Here is a 21,123-nt window from a genome sequence, read left to right on the forward strand (position 1 = left end):
TAGCCTCTACACCTTTTGCCAGATTTTTATTTTCTTGCCATAATATCTTGCAAACTCCCTCGCCAGATTTCTTCTGTCCGCATTGGAATAAATGATGAATCCTCTTTTTGGATCACTAATGATTTTCGTCCTGCCTCCATCCCTATGGTCAAATACGATTTCTTTCTGACTTGAAGAAGATGGGACCGTCTCAAGCAGTTTTGCAAGCACCATCGGTTTCTTCCCATTCGGACAGGCTACCTGCAGTCGGGTGATGAAAGGCTCCCTTAAGTCATTTGAACGGTGTAAGCCTTTCTTCAAAGAGGGAGGAGAGAAGTGTCCCCTCATTAGATCGTCCCTGGCACACTTATATTCTTCCGGGTTACCGATATCTCTCCAATAGGCACTGGTCTTGAACACGTATACCTCTTCATTATTCAACAGGAGCCGGGGAATGAAATCCTGGCCGAAATCTTTTGCCCCAATGTGGGCATACCGGTCCAAGAGCCGGGGATCAAGCATATATACACCTGTGTTGACTTCATTTCCCACCCACTCTTCGGGCTTTTCGATAAAATCGACTAATTTGCGGGTTTCGTCCGTATGACAGATTCCATATTCTTTTGGATTCGCCACTTCCTTTGACACTACGGTCATGACCGCTCTTTTCTCATAATGAAATTCAATGACCTTATCGATGGGGATATTGGTAAACGCATCTCCGCTAAGAACGAGGAACGGTTCTCGCAGCCTGTGCCGTGCGAGGAAGATGCCACCCGCTGTTCCGAGCGGGGATCGTTCCTCAAGATAGGTGATATTCACATTGAACCGTTTCCCATTTCCGAAGTAGTCTTTAATGGTCTCACTTTTATAACAAGTCGTAATCAAAATATCTCTTATTCCATAAGAACTTAGAAGGTTAATGCTATATTCAAGTATTGGCTTATTCAGAATCGGGACCATAGGCTTTGCAATCGACATCGTATAGGGTCTTAATCGCTTCCCTTCTCCCCCTGCCAATATAACCGCCTTCATCTTTTTATACCCTCCACTTTCGATTGAAGAAGCACATCGTCATATACATGAATGGTCTGGTCTGCGATCCGGTCCCAGCTAAACATGGACTTTGCCATTTTAAAGCCCAGTTCACCCAGCTGTTCCGATTTATGGGGATCTTCGATTAATGAAATCAATTGAGCATAGAGACTGTGTTCCTGATTGGGTTCAAATAATAAACCGGTTTGTTCGTGTTTCACAATGGACTTTAGCCCGCCGGTATTGGAAGCGACCACGCCTTTCCGGAAGGCCATCGCCTCCAGGGCAACGATCCCAAACGGTTCGTATAAGCTTGGGAAGATGACGGCCAGACAATTCTTCAAATAGTCATTTCGTTCTCTATCCGAAATGTATCCGACGAATGAAACGATATCAGAAAGCTGCTCCTCGATAACCGTCTTTCGGTATTGCTCGAGCATCGGACCCTTCCCTGCTATGACAAATGAGATATGATAACCCTTTTCCTTTAACCGGGAAGCTACGCGGATGATGGTATCAAACCCTTTCTCATGAACCATCCTTCCGATTGAAAAAAAGTAAGGCGTCGATGGTTGAGAAAAGTCATATGGGGAAGACTGGTCCAGTTTCTCCAGTTCCACACCGTTTGGTATGACAGCGATTGGTGCTTCTATCGTGAATAAGCTCTTGATTTCATCTTTCATATGCTCACTGCAAACAATGAGATGATCAGAGGCACCGATGAGCAGCTGTTCTTCCCCATGGATCTTGTGTTGCAAATCGGTATATATCCCTTGATTCCTGCCATGTTCGGTAGCATGGATCGTTGTAATAAGAGGGAGCGAGTAATAGTCTTTCAGCTTCATCGCTGATGTCGATACGATCCAATCATGGGCATGGATATGTGTGATTCTTTCATCTCGTATCAAGTCATGGGCGTACTGAATGAAGGACTGATTCAAATCAAATACCCATTTAAAGAAATCTTCTTCATATGGATGCAAAGGATGCACCCGGTGAATCGTGACACCTTCCATTTTCTCAAGGGGAAGTGCATCATTTGCCTTGGTGGTAAGAACATGCACATGCTTCCCTTTTTTCACAAGATTATTGGCTAAATCATACACATGTCTCGATAATCCACCCACGATATTGGGCGGATACTCCCAGGAAAGGATGAGCACTGAATCATCCTTCTCTTCCACGCTACCCTTCATTCCAATCGAGAGCTTCTCAAGAATGTCGTCAGATGGAAAAGGGATCATACTTTTGCGATGAAGAAGGAGATGACCATCCTTATGCCCATCCATGACTTGGTGGAGCAACAGGTCGAAATGAACCGTGGACAATCCATTTTCATCTTTAAACCCTTCCATGCTTGATACCCATTCCCTTATAATCTGAAAGGTCCACTCTGTTTCGGCTGACAATGTCACCATATTCTCCAACTGCTCTTCCATGCGGTGAATCAACCGAATATTCCGAATGGCTGAATCGGACATGATCGGGATTTGCTTCACCATTCCCAGATACCCGAAGCCCACCCTTGATAGAGCGGTAGGTTCTTCCATCATGACGTCCATTGTATGACTGGCATTTCCTCTATCCAGTTCCATTAATGCATCATAGTCTGATTGGTCCTTAACGTATACGATTGAAAGGGGTTGATCGCTTTTTTCCCGGGAGTCAATGCCCTCCGCAACGGGAATGAGTTTCAACCCTCTCGGCGTCCTGCTTACACTTCTGTTCTGTTCCTTTTCACTATGTTCATAAGAAAAGGACGAAATGAATGTATACTCAATGCCTTGCTGAGTGAGATATAGATCAATCCCCGGTACATACGCGGCTTGAGGTAACCAGAACGACTTAGGGATCATTTGGAAGTATTGCTTGTATAATAATGTACTCATCCGAACCTGGGCTTCAATCGCACGTGGAGTCCTGTAATGGGTCAATGGAAAAGGACTTACCGCTGTAGGGATGACGGTTGCTTTTCTTTTCACTGTAAGATGTTTGTAGACTTGTACGAGATTCATGTCATAGGTTGACCACTGTGAATAGATGAGCTGCCACTTATGTTTATCATGAGAGCCTGCTTGCAGGAGGTTGCTTTGAATGATAGCGTTCGCCCTCTCTTTAAACTCATCATTCATAAAAAGTGAGAAAAGGAGAGGATTCAACACGACAGGAATGGGACCACCTTCATTCCGATCAAGGAAATCGATCAATTCACCATTCTCTATAAGTAATGCGGTAAGCAAATCTTCCCGTTCAAACACTTGAGAATATGAACATTCATTACATGTTGGATACACGATGATTTCTGAAAGAGCCTTCATGCGTTTTCCTCCCCGTTCATGACATAATACGAATACGTGCTCACATGCTCCACCCACTTGGGTTCCTTGATTAACCCCTGCTCGTATTCCATCAACTCTTTCATACTGTGCGCCTCCTGATGATGAGAGGTCCTTGGTGTATGAATGACATTTGAACGAGTGAAGGCAACAAAATCACCTGATGGTAACCGCAAACCGATTTCCACGCAGTAGCTTCTGTTTTCCTTTAATCCGTTCACAAACCAATCCGTTTCTGTAAATGGGACATACGAATCCGAATGGTGATGTTGATTATGGCCATTAAACGAAATAGAGGTAATATCATATAATCGAAGAACATACGGCTGGGGGTCGGAGTTCATCTTAAAATGAGCTTTCACATACCGGATCCATTCCTGGGAAATGTTCCAGTAACAATAGATCCTCGACGAAGTAGAAAACGTAATCGATAACTCGGTGGCTCTCGAATTTTTTGATCTGTGCTTAGGCATCTTCCTGCCAAAAGCAGCTCTTCCTACCCGTTTCTTCGGTGTTTCCGGTTTAATCATTTCAACGTCTGCTGGATGCGGACTTTTTTCCAAAGCTTTCTGGTACTTCACCCATTGATACTGAACCTTGCCCACGGTTGTATTCAGTTCTTTGGCAATCTTCCTGAATGATACACCTTGTTCCTTTAACTTGATTATTTCTGTGATCAAAACCATTCCTCCTAAAACGAAGCTTTTATTATATGAATTCAATCTAAATATTATGACAATTAATCTTAAATTTATCGTAACACCGTATTGAAAAACCTACAATGAACGCATTTTGTCGTATCTTGTTACACATGATGGCAATAGGATTAAACGTGCATTTTTTTTATGATTTAGTATGCTGAAATGATAATAAAGCGATTACATTTCCATAACGACATTTTTCTTTGTTGATCTGGTCACGGCATTCGACAAAATATTGGTTTATCACACACATTTATCCACGTATCATATAGAGTTGGGACATGATCTGTGCTATAAATAAAGTAGAATAATACATCTTGGGGTGATAAAGTGACTTACCTATTCATTGGATTAGTAAGCTTCTCTATCCTATTACTTGTCATTTCGTTTTTCCAACGGGATCGGTATCGCGATATAGAAAAAGACATGGAAGAATTATCGATGAATGTTCTGCAGGAGCATTATAAATTGAAGAAGCGAATAAGCGTTTTGGAAGAAGAGCTCATGTTGGATGGCGATATGACTATTCACAAGAGTCCAATTAACGCAATCATTAAGAATCAAGTCCTGTCTCTTTATAAGCAGGGAGTCAATGTAGATCAGATTACAAAGCAATCCACTCTTTCTAAACAAGAGGTCCTATCCATCATTAATGAATCCTAACATTCATTTTCTTTAAGTGTTTTAACAGGAACGGCTTACGCCATTTGGAGTAAGCCGCTTTTTTACATTTTAAATGTCTTAACCAGGCCTGAAAGCTGATCCGCTTTTTGCATCAGGTCATCGGATTGAACATATAAAGTTTCAATTAAACCGTTTTGTTCCTGCACAGAGGAATTAATGGTAATCGTGCCATTGTTGAACTCTTTCCCTACAGATGACACACTTTGAAACGCTACGTGAATATGCCCCTTATACTCTTTCAACAAATCAAGACTACTGGAGATTTCAGTAATATTCACAACCATACCTGAAACCTGCTTTTTCATTTCTTTAAAATTATCTCCTGTCGTTTGTATATAATCCTTTCCGATTCCAAGCTCCTTATAACCGTCTTTTAACGAACTGGATACTTCACCGGATATATGTTGAACGTTTTTGACGCTATGATTTATTTCAACCAGGGAAGTATCAACGTCCTGAGCCAGTTTCCGAACCTCGTTGGCTACAACAGAGAACCCCTTCCCCGCTTCCCCGGCCCTTGCAGCCTCTATTGAAGCATTTAACGAAAGCAAATTGGTCTGATCGGCTATTTTCTTTATACTTTCAGTCAAATTACTGATGTCGGTTGCACTGTTCTCCAATCGATCAAGGAGATCGTAGGTTTTCTTTATTTTTTCATAGACCATTTCAATCTGATTTGTAGAAGCAATCATCGATTTGTATCCTTTCACTGTGGTCCCTTGCATAGATGATGAGAGTTCCAACAGGGATTTTCCATTGATTTCTACTTGGGTGACCTGATCATCAAAGGTCTGGTACTGATTATTAAGTTCCCCCGCTGCTGCAACCTGATCTTCAGAGCTACTTGATAAACGATACATAGAGTCTGCAACCTGATGACTCGAGGAATTGATTGAATCCGTCAGATGTTTAATATGCTGACTATTGCTCTGGACAGTATATGAACTGTCTTTAATCGCTACGACCAACTCTCTTAAACGTTCCACCATATGCCTGATGGAGAAGTTTAACTGACCAATTTCATCTTTTCTTCTGGTCGGCGGAACAGAAAGGGTCAAATCCCCATGTGCTACAGCTTTTGTCACCGTTAGGATTTTACCGATGCTCCTGTTTATCTTGTTTGAAACAAGGTTTACTATCAATCCACTTATGAGCAAAGAAAGGATCACAAAACCAATTAACCAAAAAAAGAGTGTGTTCATATTTTTTTCTGTTGTTTTCAAGACAGAATCTTGTTGTTGGAGGGTTCGCTCTCTTATTTCTAATAATAGTCGGTTATTTTCGTCTCTCAGAACACTTATTTGTCTTCTGGCATCCGTATAGAGATCTTCATCTAAGCGAACAACGGCGGGGGCAATTTCTTTAATGAAAAGCTCATCGATTTTCTTGTTATTTCGAGAAAAAGTCTCTATCATCCCTTGATCCTTTTCGTCGAGGCCTTTTAGTATTTCATCAGTGTTACTGTTCAGCTCACCTCTTAATTTTCGATATTCTTTCACATCCTCATCATTTAAAAATGTTATGTAATCTGCAATCCGTATGTCTTTCGCATTAATTAGTCTGCTTAGTTCGGTGATTTCTACGGAATGCTCACCTGTATCTTTCATAAATCGCATATCCTGCATCAAATGATTCAAACTGAATAATGCCAATCCGACACATGAAATAAATAAAACTGCATTCAAAAGGAACGTATAGGCCAGTTTATTTTTAATAGAATGCTTAAAAGACATCTTCGAAAAAATTTTATTGCTGTTAAAGCAGTTTATAAAAGACCATATATTTTTTCTCATGGAAAAGGGTTTGGTTTTCATTATATCCTCCTGTATGTAAAACTTTGTGCCTATTAAGAATATGTACCAAAATACCCATTTTTTCTATACTTTCACTGTTATCTTAATATAATCTTTACAAAACACATCCGAAATCCCAGGATAAAAAAAAAGCGCCCCTTCGTCAGAAGGAACGCTTTTCACTTAGTTATTCAAATCAAACCGCTCACCGGTCACTAAGAAGATGACATTTTCACAAATATTCGTCACATGATCCGCTACGCGTTCAATGTATCTGCACGTAAACGCCAGCTGGGTGATCTGACTGATTTCATCTGGATAGTTCGGGATATACGTCATCAGTTCTTTTACAAGTTGACCGTATAGTTCATCTACTTCATCATCACGATCAGCCACTTTTTTCGCCAAGGAAGCATCCTCTGTATAGAAAGCCGTCAGCGCTTCTTCGAGCATTTCTTCAGCAATCGAGAGCATTCTCGGAATTTCTTCAATCGGCTTGATCAATTTCTGGTTCCCGATATGCAGGGTAGACTTCGCGATATTCGTCGCCATATCCCCGATCCGTTCAATTTCAGAACAGATCCTTAATGCAGAAATGATTTTCCGCAAGTCCGTAGCGACGGGAGATTCTTTCGCAATGAGAATGATGGCCAGATTATTGATTTCATTATCATATTGATTGATGATATGATCTTTTTTGATGATTTCCTCTGCTTTTTTAATGTCTTGTGTCTTCAAGGCTACGACGGACTCTTTTAAAGATGCTTTAGCAAGATCCGCCATATCGAAAAGTTTGTCTTTTAACTCTTTTAAATTATTATCGAAATTTCTTCTTATCGCCATACTTATTCCCCTTTGCTAAGTAATGATGAAGAACCTTTTTTCTCAAAGTGCACTTTATCCAAATCGTCCCGACACATAGTCTTCCGTTCTTTTGTCACTAGGATTAGAAAATATTTTATCCGTTTCGTCCAGTTCAATCAAGTCCCCTAATAGGAAAAAGGCTGTTTTATCAGAAACCCTTGCTGCCTGCTGCATATTATGAGTGACAATGACAATCGTATATTCTTTCTTGAGCTCACTGATCAGCTCTTCGATTTTGACAGTGGAAATGGGATCGAGAGCTGACGTCGGTTCGTCCATCAGAAGGATTTCAGGTTTTGTCGCAAGTGCCCTGGCAATGCACAAACGCTGTTGCTGACCACCCGAAAGTCCCATTGCGGGAGCATCCAATCGATCCTTTACTTCGTCCCATAACGCAACACTCTTTAACGTGGATTCGACAATCTCATCAAGCTCTTTCTTCTTTTTGACACCATGCACTTTCGGTCCGAACGTAATGTTGTTATAAATGCTTTGAGGAAATGGATTTCCTTTTTGGAACACCATCCCCACTTTTCTTCTCAATTCAACTAAATCGATCTTGTCTGAAAGAATATTCGTTCCGTCATAATTGATTTCTCCGGACATTTTAATCCCTGGAACCGAACGGTTCATCAGGTTCAATGTTTTTACGAATGTGGATTTTCCGCATCCTGATGGTCCAATGATCGCTGTAACCTCTTTATCATAAATGGGAAATGTAATGTTTTTTAACGCATAGTTATTTCCATACCATAAATTTAAGTCGTTTACGTTAAATGCCGTTTTTTTCGTTGTAGCTACTGACACGTGAAACCCCTCCAACTAATTGATCAACTGAAACGCCCTGAAATATAGTCTTCCGTTCTCTTTTCCGATGGATTTGTGAAGATTTTCTCTGTCTGGTCAAACTCCACTAAATCTCCATTATAAAAGAATGCCGTCTTGTCAGAAACACGGGAAGCCTGCCCCATGTTATGAGTCACAACCACAATCGTGTACTCTTTCTTTAAATCGGTGATCAATTCTTCAATCTTTGCGTTTGAAATCGGGTCCAGTGCTGAGGACGGTTCATCCAATAGCATGACAGTCGGTTTCATGGCAATGGTCCGTGCAATACATAAACGCTGCTGCTGCCCGCCGGATAGTGACAATGCTGAAGTATGAAGACGGTCTTTCACTTCATCCCAAAGTGCCGCTTTCGTTAAGCTTTCTTCTACAAGTTCATTCAGCACGCTTTTCTTTTTGATTCCGGTAAATTTCAGTGCATGTACAATATTTTCATAAATGGACTTACTGAATGGATTCGGTTTTTGGAAAACCATCCCGATTTCTTTTCGAAGGGCCACGACATCAATGTTCTTACCGAGAAGATTCACATCTTCATACATGATTTTCCCTTCTGCACGGGCGATTGGTACTAAATCATTCATCCGATTAATCGTTCGTAAAAAGGTTGATTTTCCACAACCTGAAGGACCAATTAAAGCTGTTACTGCATTTTTTTCGATTTCCATATTTATATTCTTAACTGCATGATTATCACCGTAATAGAAGTCCAAATTCTGAACATCAATGATGGTCTCTCTTTTGATTTGTTCAGCCACTCCTGAAGAGCGCTCCTGTCTATTTTCTAATTGAACCGACATGTACTATCACACCTTCTATTATTTTGTCGCTGTCATTTTATTATGAATGTAGCTTCCGATGAATCGTGCACCCAGATTGAAAATCAAGACACATAGGATCAGAACTGCTGATGCACCGGCTGCTTTTTCGTCTACATCGGGAATCAACCCTTGGGTATTGACTGACCAGATGTGAACGGCAAGGGTTTCAGCCGGTCTGAAAAGATTCAAAGGTGATGTAGGCGAAACTGGATTCCAATCCATATAGTTCAATCTCGGAGTCGATAGGCCGGCTGTGAACAATAAGGCAGCAGCCTCACCGAATACACGGCCCGATGCCAGGATGGCCCCTGTCAAAATGGATGGGAATGCACCAGGGATGAGCACGGTTTTAACTGTATGCCAATTGGTGATCCCAAGCGCAAGGCTCGCTTCTTTCAACTCACGTGGGACGCCTCTGATGGCATCTTCACTAACACGAACCAATACAGGAAGATTAAATACTGTAAGTGCCAGGGCTCCACCTATGATGGTATATCCCCAACCCGTTGTATTTACGAACACCAATAGTCCAAACATTCCGATGACGATAGATGGTAATGAGGCCAATACTTCAATACAAGAACGGATGGTATTCGTAATCTTACCTGGCTTTGCGTATTCAGCCATGTAGATGCCTCCGCCGACACCTAGAGGAACCGTTATGATCATTGTGATGATCAGGATATAGAAGGAATTGAATAATTGATCACGAATTCCTCCTCCGGCACGGACTGCACTGGATGGAGTGGTCAGAAAATCCCACGTTACATACGGGAGACCCTTCACTAAAATATATGAAAATAGAGCCACTAAAAGTGCGATAATGACTGTTGCGATTCCAATGAACACGCCAGTGGCGATCTTGTCTGCTCTCTTACTATTCATTAGACTTTCCTCCTCGATGATAAGTAGCGGATTAATAAGATAAATATGAATGACATGATTAATAGAATGAGGCCCATCGACCAGAGCGTATTGTTCTCTACGCTTCCATAAGTGGTATGTCCCATATTTAACGTTATGATCGTTGTCAATGTTGCCGACGCATCTACTATACTTTGAGGAAGATCTCTTGTATTCCCTATGACCATCTGAACAGCCAATGCTTCACCAAATGCTCTCGCCATACCGAGTACGACTGCTGTCAATAATGTTGGCAATGCGGCAGGGATTAATACTTTTCTAATCGTTTGCCATCTTGTTGCCCCTAAAGCATATGATCCATCGCGAAGGCTTTTTGGCAATGAACTCATGGCGTCTGTGGCAATGGTTGTGATAGTAGGCAGGATCATCACGGATAAAACGATCATTCCCGCCAATAATGAAAATCCGATTCCGGATGTATGGTTACGTATGAATGGAACCAATACTGTAAGCCCTATAAATCCATAAACAACGGAAGGAATCCCTACAAGGAGTTCTACAATAGGCTGCATGATTTTCCTTCCCCATGACGGAGCAATGTCCGTCATAAAGATAGCCGCTCCGATACCAAGCGGTGCTGCAATTAAAGCAGAAAGAATCGTAACCGCAAAGGACCCGAAAATGAACGGAAGAGCACCATACAACGGGTTCTCCCCTGTAGGACTCCAATCTGGACTGGTTAAGAACTCAATTGGACTTACACCATTTTTAATAAATGACTGCAACCCCTTCGATGTTAAGAAAATGGTGATTGATAGTGTTGCCACAATCATGATGACTGCACTTAGCGTCACTAAAAATCTTCCCTTAAATTCACCGTTCATCCAAGATCTATTACTTTTGATCAGCCTCTTTGAGGCAGGTAGCTTGTTTTCCATATCCATAAACACCCCTAAATACGAGATAATAGGGTAAATGCCCTTACGCATCTACCCTATCAATTTATTTAATTGCCTCATCTTTACTTCTTCGTTTGTTTCCCTTCTGCGTCACGTTCTACTTCCATTTTTGTAGCAGCGATGTAACCTTGATCCTTGAGTAAACCATTTTGAACATCTTCACTCATCATGTAATCAAGGAATGTTTTAGCCAAACCATCCGGTTCACCTTTTGTATAAGAATGTTCATAAGCCCAAATTGGGAAGTCACCTTTTTGTACATTTTCATCTGTTGCTTTTACACCATCAACTGCAAGTGGAGTCACGCTGTCATCTGTGAAGTAAGAGAAAGCAAGGTAGCCGATTGCTCCGTCTGTTTCACTGATGATTTTTTTAACTGTATTTGAAGAATCTTCTGTAATTCCTTCTGCAGGTGTTTCTCCATCAAGTCCATATTTAACGAATGTTGCACGAGTACCAGAAGAGTCAGGACGGTTTACAAGAGTGATCTTTTGATCTTTACCACCAAGCTCTTTCCAATTCTTGATTTCACCAGTGAATACTTTTTTAAGATCTTCTTTAGAAATGTCTTCGATACCAACATCAGGATTAACTGCAGCGGTCATACCTACAACCGCTACTTTATGGTCAACTAACTCGTCCGCCGGAATTCCTTCTTTTTCTTCAGCGAAAACGTCCGAGTTACCGATTTGAACTGATCCTTCAGAAACTTGGGATAATCCTGTACCAGATCCTCCAGCATTCACTTGAATGTCTGCATCCGGATTTTCTGCCATGAATTCTTCAGCTGCTGCTGCAACAAGTGGTTGCATTGCAGAAGAACCTGAAACTACGATTGAACCTGAAGCTGTTTCTGAACCTTCTTTATCATCTCCAGCATTTTCATCTGCGCTTCCGTTTCCACAAGCAGCTGCAAATGCAACCAGCATTGCGATGATTAAAAGCAAACCGTATTTCTTGAAGTTCTTCATTCTTTTATTCCCCCTAAGATATTGGTTGTTTTGTCCTACGAGTACTAGATTAATAGATGAGTGTTAATGGTGTTTTAATCGTTTGTAAAGGTTTTGTAAATTCGACATTTCCCTTCATGATTCCGCGGTTCATAAAAGCCTAAAACCCTTATTAACACTAGTATTGTGTAATGATCCGTGAATTATGTAAGATCATCAAAAAATATCTTTTTTTGATGAATTTAGTATGCCGATTTATGGACCGACGTTATTATTACCAATAAAAAAGCTGATTCAAGGAACAAATTTCCCATGAATCAGCTAATACATCAGTTATTCTCTTCTCTTTCCTCTTGCATCTGCTCTTCTGCCTCTTCAGCGTTCTCCACCTTTTTGTTCACTGAAGTGGGATCTTTCACTTCTTCTGCACGTTTCTTCTTTAATTCGAAGTACTTATCCATCACCCGTCTGGAGATATACTTATTCACGTAAGGATCGGCCACTCCGCTTGCCTGGATATGAGATGCAGGAACCACAGTGGCATACGCCACCTCGGGATTATCGTAAGGCGCATATCCAATCAACGTGGTGTTATAGCTCAGTTCCCCGTCGATATATGTCTCGGCTGTACCGGATTTACCCGCTGCATTATATGGGGCGTCATGAAATATATAACCCGTTCCTTCAGGGTTATGGTAAACGCGATAGAAACCTTTTTGGACATGATCGATCTGTTTCTGCGTTGCGTCGATGCGATTCAGTACATTCGTTTCTTTCTCGAACAGGATAGGACCCAGGCTTTCCTTTTCATTCGTCGGTTCTCTTATTTCCTTCATAATGTGAGGCTGTACACGGTAACCGTCGTTCGCGATGGTGGAAACATATTGTGCCAACTGCATGGTTGTGTACGTATCAAACTGACCAATTGCCAAGTCGAGTAAGAAACCAGGGTCTGTCTTGGTTCCTGTCAGACCGGCCGATTCGCCGGGCAGGTCGATGCCTGTCGGGACTCCTAAACCAAATTGAGCATAGTGATTTCTGAACACATCGAACGCTTCTGGGTTGTTCACAATCGGCTCATTCGGTACATACCGGCCACCCGCAATTTTCAAGGCAACCTTCCACATGTAGGCATTGGAGGACTTCTCCAATGCATATAAATCGGTCATCGGGATTTGCTGGTATTTATTGAACCAGGATGTTTTCGGGTTAGTCCCTTTGATTCTTAACGGTTCATCAATCAGAACCTCACCCGGCGTCAATTTACCGGTCATATATCCCGTTAATACGGTTGCACCTTTTACCACTGAACCTACTTCATAAGAAGAAGTGAAGGTTCCTAGAGCGGCATCGCGCATTTCGTATTTACCCGTTTCAGGATTCTTGACATATTGTTTACCTGCCATAGCCAGTATCTCACCTGTATTCGGATCGATCATGACGACATAAGCACGATCCAGGTCAGGTGATGCGTCGCGATGGACAATTTGTTTGCTTAATTCTTCTTCGATGATTTTTTCGATTTCACGCTGGAGTTCCATATCGATGGTCAGGACAATATCTTTGCCTCGCTGTCCTTGTTGAACAAGGACGGATTCGAGTACACTGCCACCCTTTGTGACGTTCTTGATTTGTTCCTTCTGACCTTGAAGAACATCTTCATATTCGAGTTCTACATAGCTCTTGCCAACACGATCATTTCGGTTGTAATCCCGGGCTAGATAGGAATCCACCAGATTCTTTGGCAAACCTTCCCTTGAAGAGGAAACGTTCCCTAAAATGGTGCGTAACGTATCATCAAATACATAGGAACGCTTCCAGTCTGTTGTCGTATTGACACCTGGAAGTTCACTCAGATGCTCACTGACGGTTGCGAATTCCTCGGGAGTGACCCCTTCATTCTTCACAATCTGTGGATTCAGCGCATATCCACTGGAGAATTCACGATAAATGGCGATGATCTCCAGGTCATTTTCAGTAAGTGAATCAAGTTCTTTGTCGGTTATCCGGTCGAGTCTCATTTGATACACTTTTTTATTCACTTCATCTTCAGACAGTTCTTCATTGTTTTGAAGCTTTTGGACTTCTTCGTCCGAGACTTTTGCATCGGCTGCTTCCTGATGCTTGATGATCCAATAATCCTTTTTATCCCGCTCAGTCACATCCCCTGTATCTTTTTCGATGAACCGGGAAAGCCTGGACGCGACATCGATCATTTCATCGATCTTCGTATTGTTTGCCCGTGTATACGTGATGGCATTGAGCGGAATATTATCGACGATCACATTCCCGTACCGGTCATACATTTTCCCTCGCGGCACACCTGTATTGACCACGACGTCTTCCGTTCTTTCCACTTCTTTTTTATAGCTCTCCCCATTCACGATCTGAACAAGTCCAAGTCTAAGTACAAGAAGGGAAAATAATAAGAACACGGCAAAAAACAGCAAATTCATCCTGACGGGAACATGCGTCTTCCTTTTTCTCTTATTTTTTTTCAAGTCTTCCAACCCTTCCTCTATGTAAAAATCTCTCTAGGCTCTGTTATGTTCCTGGTTGACTGGACATCTAACAAGGAGGGAACAGAATCATCTTTATCCTCTCCCCTTATTTTATAGAAAATTTCAAGGATAATCTAGCCATAAGTAAAGAGAGGAAATCTTTCCCTCTCTTTGTATTAAGTCCCTTATAAAGGCAACACAACTTTCCGTACAAATAAATAAATCAGGGTGTGTCCTGCCCCAAGTATCAATAGGAGGATCGGAATGCTCACTTCCTGATCAAAGAAAGTCACCGCTACGATAAAAGCCAGAACAGAGACGATCCTTCCCAGATTCAAGAAGATTTCTCTAACCACAATGTACTCGATCCTCATTTCAGCTGCATTCCATCCCGTACCGATCACATCATATGTCATAGAGATATAAGGAACCAGCAGGATGGGATAAGCAATGGCGATGATTCCTGCATAAAGCAATAATTTTGTATACGTGACATCAAACACAATCAGGAATATGGCCAGGTAAAGAAGGATTCCACCGATTAGGATGGCACGTTTTCTCAGGTTTTTCTTTATGACCCGGGAAGCGACATAATAACCTACAAAGGCAATGCCAGAGTTGATCAAGCCAAAGGTACCGATGGCAAATTCACTTCCCGTACTGATGAAGACAAACACCGAAATAATAAAGATAAAGGTTCCTTCCCTCAGCCCCTGAAAAAAATGGGCATTGGTGATGAAGCGCCAATTATGATTGTGCTTTCTTTCCTCCAGGATCCTTAGGAATAGATAGCGTCCGGATGCCGGCCTCCTCTTAAGAAAGAAGCTCATAATAACAGCGATGAAAAAAAGCAAAAGAGAGATTCCAAATACAATGGTATAACCCTTAAACGAAGCAAACCTTGAAATGATGAAACCGGCGAGGATCGGTCCGATCATTCCCCCGGCTGAAGTCAGGGTACCAAGGAAGCCGTTGAAGAAATCCCTAGTTTCCGGTTCGGTGATTTCGAAAGTCAACACATTGAAAGCTAACCAATAGAAACCATACCCGATCCCGAGTAACGCTCCCAACACGACAAGATAATCTTCTGCCGATTCTCCGAATGCCAATACGGATATGTAAAAGAGAGCCAAAAAAATAACACCGAAGCGTAATACAATCACCCGGTCCACTTTCTTTGCCAACCTTCCAGCTAAAATAAATGTCAGGGGCTGAAAGATGACAACGGTTAAATTATAGACACCCAAATCAATGAATTCACCTGACTGTTTCCATAAGTATATGTTCACAAATGTGTTTGATAGGGCAATACTCAAGGAGTATAATCCCCCGATCAACAGGAGCAAAGTCAGATCTTTCGTTAAATCAATGTCACCTAATATCTTTTTAAAGCTGCTCATGTGGAAAACTCCCCTTTAACGTACCCCTATCTTGTGAAAAAGGGAAGAAACTTATACAAAAAAAAGGGAGGTTCCTAAAAAGAACCTCCCTTCTCTTATTAATAAAATTACTTAGCAGCTGAATAACGCTTAGCTACTTCATCCCAGTTTACAACGTTCCAGAATGAACTGATGTAATCAGGACGACGGTTTTGATAGTTCAGGTAGTAAGCATGTTCCCAAACATCAAGACCTAATACAGGAGTTTTCCCTTCCATTAAAGGACTGTCCTGGTTTGGTGTACTTGTTACTTCTAATTCACCGTTGTTTACTACAAGCCAAGCCCAGCCTGAGCCAAAGCGTGTTGCAGCGGCATTTGCGAATTCTTCTTTAAATGAATCGAAGCTTCCGAATTTTGAAGAGATGGCATCTGCCAGCTCTCCAGACGGAGCGCCTCCACCATTCGGTGATAATACCGTCCAGAATAGAGAGTGATTAGCGTGACCGCCACCATTATTGCGAACTGCAGTACGAGCACCTTCAGGAACAGCGTCTAAGTTAGAAACAAGATCTTCAATGGATTTGCTTAATAAATCGTCGTGTCCTTGAAGTGCATCATTTACTTTCGTCACGTATGCGTTATGGTGTTTTGTGTGATGAATGTTCATTGTTTCCTTGTCGATATGAGGTTCAAGAGCATCATATGCGTAAGGTAATTGCGGTAATTCGTAAGCCATTATAAATTCCTCCCTATGTATAGTTTCCTGAATAGCTATATTCAGGCCGTTTCAGTATAAGATTACCAAAACTACTATATCTGTTCAAATATTTTGCCTTCAATCTTTGACTTTTTTCTTACAAGAATAAAATACCCTATTTTCTGATGACTAGTCATTTGAATATTTTTTGTGATTTTTCTGATTAGCGGGGAGTCTGAAAATAGCGGATTAAATGACCCAAAAGAAATAGATGACCATAACAACTTGTATGAATCCTTTGGTGAATACGCTTGAGATGAATCCTACTACTGATCCTATCCCCACTTTTATGGCTGACTTCAGGTTGGTGCGATGAACGACCCACTCCCCCATGATGGCGCCAAGGAAAGGTCCGATCAATATTCCTATGACCGGGATGACGAATGGACCAACGAGCAGTCCGATGGTACTTCCCCAAATACCTGCCTTCGTACCACCGAATTTTTTGACTCCGATCAGGTTCGCCATATAATCGGCTCCGAATAATAGGGCTACAAACAGGATCTGCACCGTCCAGAACAGCCAGCTAAAAGGTTCAAAGCTGAAAAACACCCCGTACAACAGGAAGCTGCCCACTAAAAAGACGACACTAGGCAAAATCGGGTACACAAGTCCAACAAAAGATAAAATTATGAGTATAATAATGATGCTCCAATAAACAATCTCCACATGTCAACACCTCACTTTATTTAAGAGTATAAAAAAACTGACCCCTTTGACAAATATCAAAGAGGTCAGTTTGCCTTGTATATATTATTCCACTCCCAATACTGCTTCAGCAATATTGACGGCATGATCTCCTATACGCTCTAAATTACTGATGATATCTACATATACGATACCAGCTTGTCCCGAACATTTCCCTTCGTTCAGACGCAGGATATGCTGTTTGCGGAGCTTACGTTCCATCTTATCGATCTGATCTTCTTTCTCAGCCACTTCTCTTGCAATTTCAGTGTCGTTCAAGTCCAAAGATTTGATCGCTTTTTCAACCGTTTCGATTGTCAGATTGAACATGACTTCAAGATCGGACATGGCATCATCGGTGATTTTCACTTTGTTGGCTTGTTGGTATTCAATTAACTCAACAATGTTTTCAAAATGATCACCCACGCGTTCGATGTCCCGAACCGTATCCATCAGGATCGAATGACGCTCAGATTCAGATTCCGAAAGGGAAGCAGACGATAGGTCGACAAGATAATTCGTGATTTTCTTATCAAGATTATTGATGGCACCTTCTATTTGATAAGCTGCTTCTGAATTCTTCGAGCTCTTTGTCTTTAAAAACTCATTTGTTTCCTGTAATCCTTTAACGGCAAACGTCCCCATGCGGAGAACTTCTTCTTTCGCCTGACCCAACGCGATGGATGGCGATTGTTCGATGAATACAGGATCCAGGTGTTTAGAGTTATAATCAACGATAGCGTCCTGACCCGGAATCAACTTCGTTACAATCAGCGCCAATACGGCAATAAACGGAAATTGAATAATGGTATTCGTTATATTAAAAGTACCATGGGCAAATGCAATGGTCATTGGCTCATTCAGGTTGAATGTTGATTGAAGGAACACGATGAACTTTGTGAAAAACGGCAAGATGATCAAGAATATCGTTGAGCCGATTAAATTAAAGAGCACATGTACCGCCGCGGCACGCCTGGCAGCGACTGATGCACCAAGTGCAGCCAATACCGCCGTGATGGTTGTACCAATGTTATCCCCGAATAAAATCGGCAGTCCCGCCTGTAAGTCAACCAGGTTGGAACTGTACAGCTCCTGAAGGATACCGATCGTTGCAGATGAACTCTGTACGACCACGGTGAACAATGTACCGACCACGACTCCAAGAATCGGATTATCACTCATGCTGACGGTCAAATCATGAAACGCTTCCAGTGAGCGAAGAGGTTTCATTCCTCCGCCCATCAGTTCAAGCCCATAGAATAAGGCACCGAAACCAAAGATCATCTGTCCAAGATTATGGACTTTTTTATTCTTAAAGAAGAATAACAAGATGGTACCAACGGCAATAATCGGAAGGGCATACTCCCCAACGTCAACACCGATGATGAAGGCTGTCACCGTCGTCCCGATATTGGCACCCATGATGACACCGATTGCTTGTCTGAGGGTCATGAAACCGGCACTTACCAGTCCGACAACGATGACCGTCGTACCACTACTGGACTGGATCAGGACTGTAACAAAAACACCTGCCAACACTCCCATGAACGGATTGGTCGTGAACTTATCAAGGATTTCCTTGAGGCGTTCACCCGCTGACTTCTGAAGGCCATCCCCCATATACTTTATCCCAAAGAGGAAAATACCTAGTCCTCCAAAGAACTGAAACAACATTTCCTGCCAATTTAATTCCATTTTTTCAACCCCTACATATATTTTCGACATTAAACAACAAAAACCCCATATCATTTTTAATATATTACAGAGCATACGTAAATACTTTTTACCCCAAATTTACAATAGGTTAATAAAAGTCGACTTTTATGACATTTATATTACAAACGATACTAATTCTAAATTATTCTCTAAGTCCTTACTTGATGAAGCCTGACGACAAGCTTAAAATAGATAGGGTATGCACGAAAGGAGAAAAAAAACGAAATGAATGTATTTCAGCAATTGTATAAAAGTATCTATTCCCCAAAAGATATTGCAAAATTCCGTTTCCAGGGAATCGGTAAGACGATCCGTTTCATTTTTTTGCTTGCTCTTATATCCATCATTCCTGTGGCCGTACAATTTGTATCGTTCGCAACCAGTGCCCTTGATACGTTAAGGGATTCCCTGGATAAGGAACTGCCATCGTTTTCGATCGAGAATGGCACTTTATCTTCTGACCAGTCTGCACCCGTGACCCTCGAGAAAGAAGGTGTGACCATCGTCTTAGATGATACGGGTCAAGTGAAAGAAGGGAACCTTGACAGGAATGAAGATACGGTTGCTTTCCTTAAGAATGACTTCGTGGTCATTAGCCAGGGACATGCTCAGTCCTCATCTTATACATTGTTTGGTGATAGCACTGTCACAGAGGATAAGTTACTCGACATCCTGAATTCACTCAAAGATCTGAAATGGATATTGATCCCCGTGGCTTTAAGCATTCTTTATGTGTTCACCTCCGGAATGACATTCTTAAAAGTAACCATTTTCGCCATTATCGGTGTTACCTTTGCCAATGTTCTTAAACGAAATCTACCATACCGCCAAAGCTTTCGGATCACTGCGTATGCGGCTACGGTTTCTACCGTATTTTTTACCCTAATGGAATTATTACAAACCCGGATTCCCGCTGCTCCAATATTGGACTGGTTTGTCATCACCGTCATCTTATATTTAGTAGTGAAAGAAATCCCTCAAAGGAAAATACGCCATTAAACAAAGTCCCCGTTTCCACTTGACGGGGACTTTGTTAATGTTCTATTAGACTTTCAGTACGGACCTCCCCTTTTGTCCGTATAGAAAGAAAAGCAAATAGCAGGATATTTAACAACGTGAATCCAAATGCGATGATATACATTTGTGTTGGATCCTGCCTCCACACCCCAAAGGCAACCGGGCCCAATGCCACACCGCTGAATCTTACAGCACCATAAAGACTCACAATCATCCCCCTTTCTTGTTCAGATACGCTTCCAGTTATGAAAGTATTGATGACAGGGAGCATTAACCCTAATCCCCCAAAGCTTATGGTTAGAAAAAACATGAGTGATCCCAATGAAGAAAAGAAAATCAATAATCCTAAAGGGATGCTCATCGTGATCAGTCCACATTTCAAATAGGTCCAACCCAAACCTTCATCGGTCTTCAACCTTTTTCCGCACCAATACGAACTGATCGTCATCGCCCCAAGGGGGAAAATGAACGAAAATCCTTTGAAAAACCCATCAATATGAAAAGTATTTTCAATATGGTAGGAAAGATAGAAGAGAATGCCGAATAATAAAAATAAGCCAATTCCCCCGATTACATAGAGGGGGATCAGCAGCCTTCCCTTTGACAAAAACACGGCGGAAAAAGCTTTCACATCCAATTTTCTAACACTTTTTTCTGAATCAACTGTATGTCTCAGACCGACTAAGATCACTAAAGAAATCACAGGGAATACCCAAAAAGACTGGTCCCAAAGAACAAGTTGGGCGAGGGTGGCACCAATTAGTGGAGCTGCCACTTTGCCGATACCATTGAAAACCTCCAATGAACCAAGCATCCTTGAGCGCTCCTCCCCTTGATAAAGATCACCGATCAATGCCATAGCGAGGGGCATCGTCCCTGCTGCTCCAACACCTTGCAGTCCTCTGCCGATCATAAAGAGGCTAATGACCCCACCGTTAAAGATACACAGTATACTTCCAAGAATCATGATCCATAAGGAAATGCTGATTAACCGTTTACGCCCATAGCGATCAGACAATACCCCTGCAAAGGGTATCACCACAGCTGCAGGTATTGTAAATGAACTTAAAATAAATCCCGACCATCTGTCCCCTAAATGCAAATCTGCTTCAATATTAGGAAGAATGGGAATCAACATGGAATTTCCCAGTACCATCAGTATGGGCAGTAATCCGATCACTAATGGGAGAAGTTTCTCTCTCATATCTTACAACTCCTTCATTGATCCATTCA

General features: G+C 41.8%; 18 protein-coding genes. 2 read left to right on the top strand and 16 right to left on the bottom strand.

Annotated features, from left to right (window positions below; genetic code table 11):
• Nucleotides 1-6 precede the first annotated feature (6 nt).
• From AM506_RS15710 to AM506_RS15720, 3 genes are read right to left on the bottom strand one after another with little or no spacing between them, the layout of a single operon-like run.
• Nucleotides 7-1,014, bottom strand: a complete 1,008-nt coding sequence (locus AM506_RS15710; protein ID WP_060673440.1) for a nucleotidyltransferase family protein — start codon at nt 1,012-1,014, stop codon at nt 7-9.
• The gene (locus AM506_RS15715) at nt 1,011-3,332 is read right to left on the bottom strand and encodes a glycosyltransferase (protein WP_060673441.1); all 2,322 of its coding nucleotides are present in this window, start codon (nt 3,330-3,332) and stop codon (nt 1,011-1,013) included. Before AM506_RS15715 ends, AM506_RS15710 begins: the two co-directional genes overlap by 4 nt.
• Entirely contained in the window at nt 3,329-4,030 is a 702-nt protein-coding gene (locus tag AM506_RS15720; protein ID WP_060673442.1) for a DUF4912 domain-containing protein, read from the bottom strand. Before AM506_RS15720 ends, AM506_RS15715 begins: the two co-directional genes overlap by 4 nt.
• Nucleotides 4,031-4,381: 351 nt before the next feature.
• Here AM506_RS15720 and AM506_RS15725 point away from each other — a divergent pair, with 351 nt between their 5' ends.
• Nucleotides 4,382-4,714, top strand: coding sequence for a hypothetical protein (locus AM506_RS15725; protein ID WP_060673443.1), 333 nt, complete (start codon nt 4,382-4,384; stop codon nt 4,712-4,714).
• Between the two features lie 62 nt (nt 4,715-4,776).
• Here AM506_RS15725 and AM506_RS15730 read toward each other — a convergent pair whose 3' ends face one another.
• The 12 genes from AM506_RS15730 to AM506_RS15785 all read right to left on the bottom strand — a co-directional run bounded on the left by AM506_RS15730 (nt 4,777) and on the right by AM506_RS15785 (nt 18,852).
• Nucleotides 4,777-6,342 (bottom strand): methyl-accepting chemotaxis protein, encoded by a 1,566-nt coding sequence (locus AM506_RS15730; RefSeq protein WP_160316887.1) that lies wholly within the window; start codon nt 6,340-6,342, stop codon nt 4,777-4,779.
• Nucleotides 6,343-6,711: 369 nt separating this feature from the next.
• The gene (phoU, locus tag AM506_RS15735) at nt 6,712-7,371 is read right to left on the bottom strand and encodes a phosphate signaling complex protein PhoU (protein WP_060673445.1); all 660 of its coding nucleotides are present in this window, start codon (nt 7,369-7,371) and stop codon (nt 6,712-6,714) included.
• 54 nt (nt 7,372-7,425) lie between these two features.
• Nucleotides 7,426-8,199 carry a phosphate ABC transporter ATP-binding protein PstB gene (pstB, locus tag AM506_RS15740; RefSeq protein ID WP_060673446.1) on the bottom strand — a complete coding sequence of 258 codons (774 nt, stop codon included), beginning with the start codon at nt 8,197-8,199 and terminating at the stop codon, nt 7,426-7,428.
• 23 nt (nt 8,200-8,222) lie between these two features.
• Entirely contained in the window at nt 8,223-9,038 is an 816-nt protein-coding gene (gene pstB, locus AM506_RS15745) for a phosphate ABC transporter ATP-binding protein PstB (RefSeq protein ID WP_060673447.1), read from the bottom strand.
• Between the two features lie 18 nt (nt 9,039-9,056).
• Nucleotides 9,057-9,944 (bottom strand): phosphate ABC transporter permease PstA, encoded by an 888-nt coding sequence (gene pstA, locus AM506_RS15750; RefSeq protein ID WP_060673448.1) that lies wholly within the window; start codon nt 9,942-9,944, stop codon nt 9,057-9,059.
• On the bottom strand, nt 9,944-10,861 hold the full coding sequence (gene pstC, locus AM506_RS15755; RefSeq protein WP_082386404.1) for a phosphate ABC transporter permease subunit PstC: 918 nt from the start codon (nt 10,859-10,861) through the stop codon (nt 9,944-9,946). The genes pstA and pstC overlap by 1 nt, the downstream gene beginning before the upstream one ends.
• An 83-nt stretch (nt 10,862-10,944) precedes the next feature.
• Nucleotides 10,945-11,853, bottom strand: coding sequence for a phosphate ABC transporter substrate-binding protein (locus AM506_RS15760; RefSeq protein ID WP_060673450.1), 909 nt, complete (start codon nt 11,851-11,853; stop codon nt 10,945-10,947).
• 308 nt (nt 11,854-12,161) lie between these two features.
• On the bottom strand, nt 12,162-14,354 hold the full coding sequence (locus tag AM506_RS15765) for a peptidoglycan D,D-transpeptidase FtsI family protein (RefSeq protein WP_440480356.1): 2,193 nt from the start codon (nt 14,352-14,354) through the stop codon (nt 12,162-12,164).
• Nucleotides 14,355-14,518: 164 nt separating this feature from the next.
• Nucleotides 14,519-15,733: an MFS transporter gene (locus tag AM506_RS15770; protein WP_060673451.1), complete on the bottom strand. Its 1,215-nt coding sequence runs from the start codon at nt 15,731-15,733 to the stop codon at nt 14,519-14,521.
• Between the two features lie 107 nt (nt 15,734-15,840).
• Nucleotides 15,841-16,449 carry a superoxide dismutase gene (locus AM506_RS15775; protein ID WP_034757581.1) on the bottom strand — a complete coding sequence of 203 codons (609 nt, stop codon included), beginning with the start codon at nt 16,447-16,449 and terminating at the stop codon, nt 15,841-15,843.
• Nucleotides 16,450-16,659: 210 nt separating this feature from the next.
• A complete protein-coding gene (locus AM506_RS15780; RefSeq protein WP_060673452.1) occupies nt 16,660-17,139 on the bottom strand; it encodes a DUF456 domain-containing protein in 480 nt (159 codons plus the stop codon).
• 84 nt (nt 17,140-17,223) lie between these two features.
• Complete coding sequence (locus AM506_RS15785) at nt 17,224-18,852, bottom strand: Na/Pi cotransporter family protein (RefSeq protein WP_060673453.1); 1,629 nt, start codon at nt 18,850-18,852, stop codon at nt 17,224-17,226.
• Between the two features lie 246 nt (nt 18,853-19,098).
• On the opposite strand from AM506_RS15785, the gene AM506_RS15790 reads away from it, so the two are divergent.
• Entirely contained in the window at nt 19,099-19,872 is a 774-nt protein-coding gene (locus AM506_RS15790) for a DUF1189 domain-containing protein (RefSeq protein ID WP_060673454.1), read from the top strand.
• A gap of 34 nt (nt 19,873-19,906) precedes the next feature.
• Here the strand turns inward: AM506_RS15790 and AM506_RS15795 are convergent, their stop codons facing one another.
• Complete coding sequence (locus AM506_RS15795) at nt 19,907-21,094, bottom strand: MFS transporter (protein WP_060673455.1); 1,188 nt, start codon at nt 21,092-21,094, stop codon at nt 19,907-19,909.
• Between the last annotated feature and the right edge of the window lie 29 nt (nt 21,095-21,123).

The sequence above is a fragment of the Rossellomorea vietnamensis genome (assembly GCF_001305855.1).
Taxonomy (GTDB): domain Bacteria; phylum Bacillota; class Bacilli; order Bacillales; family Bacillaceae_B; genus Rossellomorea; species Rossellomorea vietnamensis_A.